The 7761-nt window shown below is 42.2% G+C and carries 7 protein-coding genes; 2 read left to right on the forward strand and 5 right to left on the reverse strand.

What is annotated here, in order from left to right; translation table 11 throughout:
* Positions 1-42: 42 nt before the first annotated feature.
* The 3 genes from AACU32_RS18165 to AACU32_RS18175 all read right to left on the reverse strand — a co-directional run bounded on the left by AACU32_RS18165 (position 43) and on the right by AACU32_RS18175 (position 2509).
* Complete coding sequence (locus AACU32_RS18165) at positions 43-918, reverse strand: GNAT family N-acetyltransferase (RefSeq protein ID WP_096601990.1); 876 nt, start codon at positions 916-918, stop codon at positions 43-45.
* A 242-nt stretch (positions 919-1160) separates the two neighbouring features.
* Positions 1161-2036 (reverse strand): GNAT family N-acetyltransferase, encoded by an 876-nt coding sequence (locus AACU32_RS18170; protein ID WP_096601992.1) that lies wholly within the window; start codon positions 2034-2036, stop codon positions 1161-1163.
* Between the two features lie 299 nt (positions 2037-2335).
* Complete coding sequence (locus AACU32_RS18175) at positions 2336-2509, reverse strand: hypothetical protein (RefSeq protein ID WP_339378042.1); 174 nt, start codon at positions 2507-2509, stop codon at positions 2336-2338.
* A gap of 46 nt (positions 2510-2555) precedes the next feature.
* Here AACU32_RS18175 and AACU32_RS18180 point away from each other — a divergent pair, with 46 nt between their 5' ends.
* Together AACU32_RS18180 and AACU32_RS18185 are read left to right on the forward strand one after the other, a co-directional pair.
* Positions 2556-3368 carry a hypothetical protein gene (locus AACU32_RS18180; RefSeq protein WP_339378043.1) on the forward strand — a complete coding sequence of 271 codons (813 nt, stop codon included), beginning with the start codon at positions 2556-2558 and terminating at the stop codon, positions 3366-3368.
* 156 nt (positions 3369-3524) lie between these two features.
* Entirely contained in the window at positions 3525-5270 is a 1746-nt protein-coding gene (locus AACU32_RS18185) for a peroxidase family protein (protein ID WP_096601996.1), read from the forward strand.
* A 141-nt stretch (positions 5271-5411) separates the two neighbouring features.
* Here AACU32_RS18185 and AACU32_RS18190 read toward each other — a convergent pair whose 3' ends face one another.
* Both AACU32_RS18190 and AACU32_RS18195 read right to left on the reverse strand, forming a co-directional pair.
* Positions 5412-6233, reverse strand: a complete 822-nt coding sequence (locus tag AACU32_RS18190) for a MinD/ParA family ATP-binding protein (protein ID WP_096601998.1) — start codon at positions 6231-6233, stop codon at positions 5412-5414.
* Between the two features lie 73 nt (positions 6234-6306).
* Entirely contained in the window at positions 6307-7368 is a 1062-nt protein-coding gene (locus tag AACU32_RS18195) for a Tll0287-like domain-containing protein (RefSeq protein ID WP_096602000.1), read from the reverse strand.
* Between the last annotated feature and the right edge of the window lie 393 nt (positions 7369-7761).

Below are 7761 nucleotides of genomic sequence, written 5' to 3' on the forward strand. Positions count from 1 at the left end.
TATACTGATAGTTGATTAACTAAGCGCTTGGTTTCATTTTTTTCAACAACGAGCCGAACGCGGTAGCATAAATTTTTCCTTTTCTGCGGCAAATTTACCGCGCACCATTAATACAGTATCATCAATTACATGGGGAAATGCTTGCACATTCTCAATATTGAGAAGTTCTGGGCTAAAGTAAATCACTACCTCTTCAATTAATTGAGGTATCCTAGCAAGGATTTCCTGTAAAGGATATATCTGTGTTGTTACTAAATCAAACAGATGCAGTCGAGTATCTTCTATTTCTATGCAGGCGATCGCATCTAAATCTTTTGCATAATACAAAGGACGACTTCCTTTATTAACAAAGAATACGGCTTTTTCCTGGACTACCCCGACTATATTAGAGACTGGTATGCGTGTTTCTAAAAGTCTGTGCAGTGATGTTAAATCCTCGACAGCTGTCAAATCCATTGTTCTCCAGCCATTCGTGCTACCTGTAGAACTACACTTAACTTTGAAGATGTGTTCTTCAACTACACGAAAGCCAAAAGGTAGGTAAAATTCTGGGTGCGATGTTGACAATACCAGCGTTTCATAAATTTGGTCACAATATTCCAGCACTTGATTCATGACTGCGCGGTAATAACCTCTTCTGCGAAACCCCGGACGGGTAGCTACTGCATGAATTCCGCCAACAGTTACTCTTTGTCCCATGATTTGCATGGGAATTTCTACTACTCCCACATGGGTAATCGCTATATCTTCATGAAAGCGGATAAAGGGAGTCGAAGCAGCTTCCCAAGATGCACCAAGTTTTCTCCCACATTCAGCTAAACTGCTGATTCCGGGAAATGTGATTTCTAACAAGTCAAAAAGCTTACCGCTGATAGAAGGATTAACAGTAAAGGATTGTTGAAAGCGATCGCGGTTCATAATGCATATTTTACTATCTATTTCCTTTTTACACTACAAGTACTACAAAATATATTCCGCAGGTAATTACAGGATACTGAAGTTTTTGTGTATTTATACGGAAAAACGAACCGATCCAGGACGCAAAGGACACAGAGATAAGTCTGAGATAAGGCTTCCTTAGATCAGAACTTCTCCCAAGGGGAGACGCTGCGCGAACGGTGGAAATGAGAGTTTGAGAGGTTTTTTGCGTAAGTCCTATTTCAATACTGTGAGGAATTTGCAAATAATACCAAGCCAAATTCCTCGCCAGTAGCTTGAAAACCGATACCGCGATAAGCTGCTTGTGCTGCTAGGTTTTCTCGACTGGTAAATAAGATAGCGCGTTCTACTCCCTGCGATCGCGCTGCTAATAATGAGCCTGCTACTACGCTTTTAGCATAGCCGTTACCCCGCAAAGCTGGAGGTGTCCATACTCCACCAATTTGTACAATATCAGGTAGGCAGGCGTTAAAGGTAGTATAGGCTACTGGAGTATTTTCCGCTATCAATACCCAATGTTTAGCTGTAGCTTGACGCGCTTCGATTGCGCGATCGCAAGATAACCTCAATTCTAGAGTTTCTGCTTGTCTCAAAGACTCCACATTATAAGCAACACACCATTCACTGAGTAAATCAAATTCTTCTTTTTGTGGCAATCGACACTTGACGTTTGCCGATGCTAAAGCTGGTGGTATCTGTAAATCACGCAAATTCAAGGTAAATAATATTTCACTTTCATCTAGATGAGTTGGTCGATTAGCAAGTCCCAAAGCTGTCTTTGTGGCTGCGACTTGGGTAGCGGGGCCAGCAATTCCCGAAATAGGGCGATGAGACTCTGCTACTACTGCTTGCACGACTTCTTGGAGATAGACTGGCGCTTGCACAACTACCATCTCATTCCAATAATGGGCGGCGACGGCAACTATATCTGCATTGGCGATCGCCGCTATATATGTTCCTTGAAATCTTGCACCCCGATCAACTAATCCCCCCTCTCGCCAATTGGAACGCAGGAACATTGAAGTATCAGGATGTTGCAACAGAAAATTCTCTAGCAACATTTCATCACCAGGTTTTAATGTTCTTAAAGTACGCATATTCTAGCTAGCCCCTCATGTGAAAAACCCACAACCTACCATGAAAATCTCTCTTAAGAGTCAACAGTCAACGCTATTTTCAAGTTAGCCCTTCACGCCAGGTTTTGGCACAACCAAACATGAAAATCTCATTCCCCGCGTCGCCGCGTCTCCCCGTCACCGCGTCTATTTTCTAGGTAGTTGTAACAAAACAATAAGTTGATCGTGGGATTATATCAGTCATTAGATAATATCTAAGAAACGTACTTTCAATGTTCCAAAGAGTAATAGTACCCTTGAGGGTACTGTAAAATGATTCATCATAATTGAGAATAGAGAGTAGACAAAGTTTCCGGCATTATTTCGCACTTGTCACCATAAATTTTCAGGCGATATTCACTCATTAACCAAGCTACTGGGGCTACAGAGATGTTCATTAAGTCTTTGTTCAAACCGTTGCGGATCAGAATCCCATTTTTACTGGATGTCATCATTGTCTCCGATCCAGTACAAATTAGGCTCATTGAGACATCAGGGGATGTGGATCGATTGCATAGCTACGATACGGCATCTTTACCCTGGTGGGTGAAGTTTTATTTCTCAGCAACCAAGTTTCACGATCGCCAGCGCGACTTGTGGTTTTGTCCTTTTGAATCAACTGCCGATCCTAGTTATTATCCTAGACGAGCATATCTAGAAGAGAAAGTTGCGCTCAGTTATAGTCGAGAAGATGTCCAAAAAATTGCCGAATTATTAAGAAGAAATGCCAGCGATGAAGTATTAGCACACGAAATGGTGCAAGTCGTAAACCGAAGATTTTTTGACACAGAGATTCCCTCAGAAATTACTCATGCGGCAAAAGATACAGTTCAGAAATTTACTGAAGCCCTATTGCCTTGGAAATATATCCGTGGTCAGAAAGCCCAGCAAAAAATTATGGCTTACTGCGAACATAGCTTACCCCAGGACGTGCATATTCTCGATGTGGGGCATAATATCGGTGAGGTTGTACAAGCAACAGCTGGGGCTTTGAGAAGATTAAAAGATAACCTTGACGAGCCAATCGAACAAACATTTACCACACATGCTCCCACACCACAAGTGCCCAGAATAGCCATTAAATCATCAACTTTTGATGGCATGTTGCGATCGCCGACAACTCCTAGAAAAACCGTGCTGTTATTCATGATTGGCAAAGCAGCGGCTACAACCCATGATATAGCTTTTACTTTTGGTACTGGCAGTTCCGAAAGAGAATGTGTTTTTAAAGATTTTTTCTTGCAATTTATGAGTGATTTACAGCAGGAATTGAAGCACGGTGCATCTGAAGGACAGACTGTAGGAAGGGGCTAGGGACTGGGGAGACAAGGGAGACGCAGGGGTTGTGGGATATTTCCGTAATTACCTAGCTTGAAAATGAGGAACTCTTAATAGGGGAAGAAGGATTTTCATCCCTAGTTTGTAGGATGTTGTCGTGTAATCGCAGTCTTGAGCGTCAGGAAAATCACTATGTTTGGCATACCTTGGCATAAGCTACCAACACCACTTGCCTTATTAGAATTACTTAAATTTCGCAATGCATTGCGGAAAAATAATCTTCATGATACTTCGCAAATTCCCAATTCCGCAGAGCTACCCAAACCTATTCCCAGTCCGGATGGCAAGCATTATACTACTCGGACATCAGATGGCAGCTACAATGACCTCACCCATCCAGAAATGGGGATGGCGGGGACTCGCTTTGGACGCAATGTCCCGTTAAGTGATGCGACGGTTGATGAAAACAACCTGATGTACCCGAATTCGCGGGTTGTGAGTAACACTTTACTAAAACGAGATACATTCCACCCAGCAACTATCTTAAATCTACATGCAGCGGCCTGGATTCAGTTTCAAACCCACGACTGGTTTACACATGGCGATAACCAACGGGATAATAAATTTAACATTCCCGTCGCCGATGATGACCCTTGGAAACAAGAACACGGAACCTTAGAGATTGGGAAAACCGCAAATGACTCCTCTCGTCATGATGGTAACAATCACCCAGCCACTTTTATTAATAAAGTGACTCATTGGTGGGATGGTTCCCAGCTTTATGGCAGCGATCAAGAGAAGATCGATCAACTGCGATCGCATGTTGATGGCAAAATGCTCATTGGTGCAGACGGTTTGCTACCACTTGAACCTGCAACAGGAATTGACCAAGTTGGTTTTCCTGGTACATGGTGGGTAGGCTTAAGTCTGCTGCACACTCTCTTTGTCAAAGAGCATAATGTCATTTGCGACCATTTGAAAAAATTAAATCCTGACTGGGATGACAATAAACTTTTTGACCATGCCAGACTGATTAACGCTGCTTTGATGGCGAAGATTCATACTGTGGAATGGACGCCAGCAATCTTACCTCATCCCGCGACCAAAATTGCCATGAATACAAATTGGTGGGGATTTTTGGGGAAAGATTTTAAAAAGACGATTGGACGATTAGGTGATAGTGAATTACTCAGTGGTATCATCGGTTCATCAACCGAGCATCATGCCGCACCTTACTATCTAACCGAAGAGTTTGTCTCTGTCTACCGGATGCATCCTCTCATTCCCGATGAATTTGAGTTTTACTCTCATCAAGATGGAAAGTTATTGAGTAAAAAGCCTTTCCATGTTGGTTTTGGTAAACAAGCGCGAGGCTTAATAGAACTTGTAGGGATGTCAGATTTACTCTACTCATTTGGTGTCACCCATCCTGGAGCTTTACAGTTACACAATTACCCCGCATTTCTACGGAATCTCACTAAAGATGATGGCGAAACTTTTGATTTAGCTGCGATTGATATTTTGCGCGATCGCGAGAGAGGTGTGCCGCGTTACAATCGTTTCCGCGAACTTATTGGTCGCGATCGCGTCAAATCTTTTGAAGATATTACCAGCAAACCGCAATGGGCAAAAGAACTACGTGAAGTTTATCATAACGACATCGATAAGGTAGACTTAATGGTTGGTTTATTTGCTGAGGATATTCCCGAAGGCTTTGGTTTTAGTGATACTGCTTTTCGCGTATTTATCCTGATGGCATCACGCCGACTTAAAAGCGATCGCTTCTTTACCAAAGACTATCGTTCGGAAATTTATACTCAGTTTGGTCTAGATTGGATTGATAACAACAGCTTCGTAACAGTACTGCGCCGTCACCACAGAGAACTCAATCCCATTTTGGCTAATGTGGAAAATGGTTTTCAACCCTGGCGCAAGTGATGATAATTAGGACTTACACAACTCCTTAATCCCCTCCTCGCTTGCGGGGAGGGGAGACAAAGCGTCGCTTTGGCGAGGTGGGGTTCTTGGGGGTAAGTAATCAAGCGGACATAATATAATTTTTCATTTCCCCGCTTCCCCTCATCTTCTCATTCTCCCAAAATTAAATGCCTGATTGACAGGTTGAGGATTCTCAGTTAAAGATTGTGCGATCGCTGTGATAGTTTTTGTCCAAGAATGTTCTGGATAGCGCAGACAAAAAATATCGCTGCTGGCTAAATGAAACATTTCTTCGCAAACAGGTAAAATCCCAGCTACAGGAACTTTATAACTTTCTTGAATTTGTTGTTTTAAGGCATGATTATTTAAACTTGGCAATACCTTATTTACAACTAATAACATCTTTGGAACTTCTAATTTTCGGGCAACATCAATTGTGACGGCTGTTCCTTGATAGTCTTGTTTATCAGGACGCATAATTACTAACAAAACATCAGAAATAATCACAGAAAGTAGGGTTTCTTCATTAATTCCTGGATGAGTATCAATGAATAGATAATCTAACTGTAAACGCTGCATCAAATGGCGAAAACCATCGTTAAGTAAACGCGCATCATATCCTTCTCGGAGAATTCGCGAAATTTCCCCGGTTTTGATACTCGATGGAATCAGATAAATTTTGCCGCGATTATTTGTAAACCAGCCTTTTTTTGTTGCAAATACAGAACTAACATCATAAGTAGCAGCTTCAATTGCACAGCGTCCCCATAAGTAATCATTCAACGTGTACTTAATTTTAGTTTCATCCAAACCAAAAGGGACATGAATTCCTGGTGATTGAATATCAGTGTCCACAATTCCCACCCGTAAACCAGTACGTGCAATTAAAGTAGCCAGATTTGCAGTGACATTAGATTTACCAGTACCACCGCGAAAAGAATGAATTGAGATAATTTTAGTCATTTGTCAATAGTCATTTGTCATTTGTGATTTGTCATTTGTCATTTGTTAACAGTCAACAGTCAACAGTCATCCGTCATCCCCCTTCCGCCTTCCCCTGCCTAATTTCCTTGGCTGTTTGTTGCAATTTCTGGAAATAATCGCTTTCAGCAATTTCCGCAACTTCATGTATAATCTTTTGTTGATCGATTTCCACGCGCAACTGTTGTAACTGGGCAGATAATTGTTGTTCGCGATCGCATACTTCCCGTACCATTTTCTGAAATACTCTTCCGAGTTGTCCTAATTCATCGGTGCGGTGGGCAATTTTGCTTAATCCTTGACGTTCTAAATCTCGCGCTTCGGTAGCGCTAACCGTATCTCTACTAATTGTTTGAGCAAGTTGAGCCATTGGTTTTAAAGGTTGAATCACTCTCCATTTCAGTAAGTAGTTAATGGAGAGGATAACTAATGCAAAAATGCCCATGAATATGCTGATGAATAAAAAAAGTGCTTTGCGGGCGTTGGCAAACACTTCGCTGGCAGGTATATAAATAATCTGAGTGCCGATAACTTGATTGAGCTTCCAGCCGTAACCGTTTTGTGTACCGTAGCTTTTGACGTGACTTTTGGGAGCCTGATTCGGGTTACCATGACACAACAGACAACTGGGACTAGTCACGGCTAACGGTTGAGCGGTATAAAATAATTGCTCTCCAGCTTGGGAGCGAAAATCAGACTGAGTTGTTAAAGTGCGATCGCTCTCAAACCGCTCAATTAATTTTGCCTCAAATCGGTCAGCTTGGTCATCGAGATTCGTCGGGTTGAGTATCGCCTGTTTGTACATCAAATCTTTGTATTGCCAATTCGCTGTGAAATTTTCAAATACCCTTCTGGCTGCAATGCTACGTATAGTTTCGGGAATAAAGGTAGTTTGTGGATCTGCGAGTTGGGTAATTAATGGGGCAATATCATTACTGGTATAACTACTTACCGAGTTGATCATATGCATTGCCATCTGTCCCCGTGCATTCATCTCCATCAGCGCTTGATGTTCCAGCGCTTTTGACAATGCAAATCCCCCCATTCCGATTCCAGTAATAAAGATGAGTGACAGCAGCAGCGTAAATTGAGAAGCCAGTTTAAGACGAGCAAGCATTTTCGCACATTCCCTCAACGGTGTTTTTTATCTATATATCTGGCGCCTGTTAACTCGATCAGATTGGTATTGGGCAATAGTCAATAGTCAATTGTCCTCTTTGTCCCCCGAAGCCTGAGCGGAGTCGTTCGCGGAGCGTCTCGCAGAGAAGCCTGAGCGGAGTCGAAGGCTGTCCCCCTCATCGCCCCATCCCTAATTCATTTCCAACTTTAGTTGGAGACAGTTTGGAGGAGATAAATTTGGTTTCAATCCGAACTTTATTCCGATGTGTATCCCTTGTTGAATTTCCTATTATGAACACATCAAGCGAAACGAAAAACGCAGCCGAAATAACCAAACTAAAAATTATCACCCGGTTAATACAAGCTGCTAAATCTTATAAATTCACGAGGT

The sequence above is a fragment of the Calothrix sp. NIES-2100 genome (assembly GCF_963875285.1).
Classification (GTDB): Bacteria; Cyanobacteriota; Cyanobacteriia; order Cyanobacteriales; family Nostocaceae; genus Aulosira.

What these genes read in the sequence shown, in the direction of transcription:
- AACU32_RS18190 (WP_096601998.1), bottom strand. Translation starts at nt 6,233, where the DNA reads ATGACTAAAATTATCTCAATTCATTCTTTTCGCGGTGGTACTGGTAAA.
- AACU32_RS18165 (WP_096601990.1), bottom strand. Translation starts at nt 918, where the DNA reads ATGAACCGCGATCGCTTTCAACAATCCTTTACTGTTAATCCTTCTATC.
- AACU32_RS18170 (WP_096601992.1), bottom strand. Translation starts at nt 2,036, where the DNA reads ATGCGTACTTTAAGAACATTAAAACCTGGTGATGAAATGTTGCTAGAG.
- AACU32_RS18195 (WP_096602000.1), bottom strand. Translation starts at nt 7,368, where the DNA reads ATGCTTGCTCGTCTTAAACTGGCTTCTCAATTTACGCTGCTGCTGTCA.
- AACU32_RS18185 (WP_096601996.1), top strand. Translation starts at nt 3,525, where the DNA reads ATGTTTGGCATACCTTGGCATAAGCTACCAACACCACTTGCCTTATTA.
- AACU32_RS18175 (WP_339378042.1), bottom strand. Translation starts at nt 2,509, where the DNA reads ATGATGACATCCAGTAAAAATGGGATTCTGATCCGCAACGGTTTGAAC.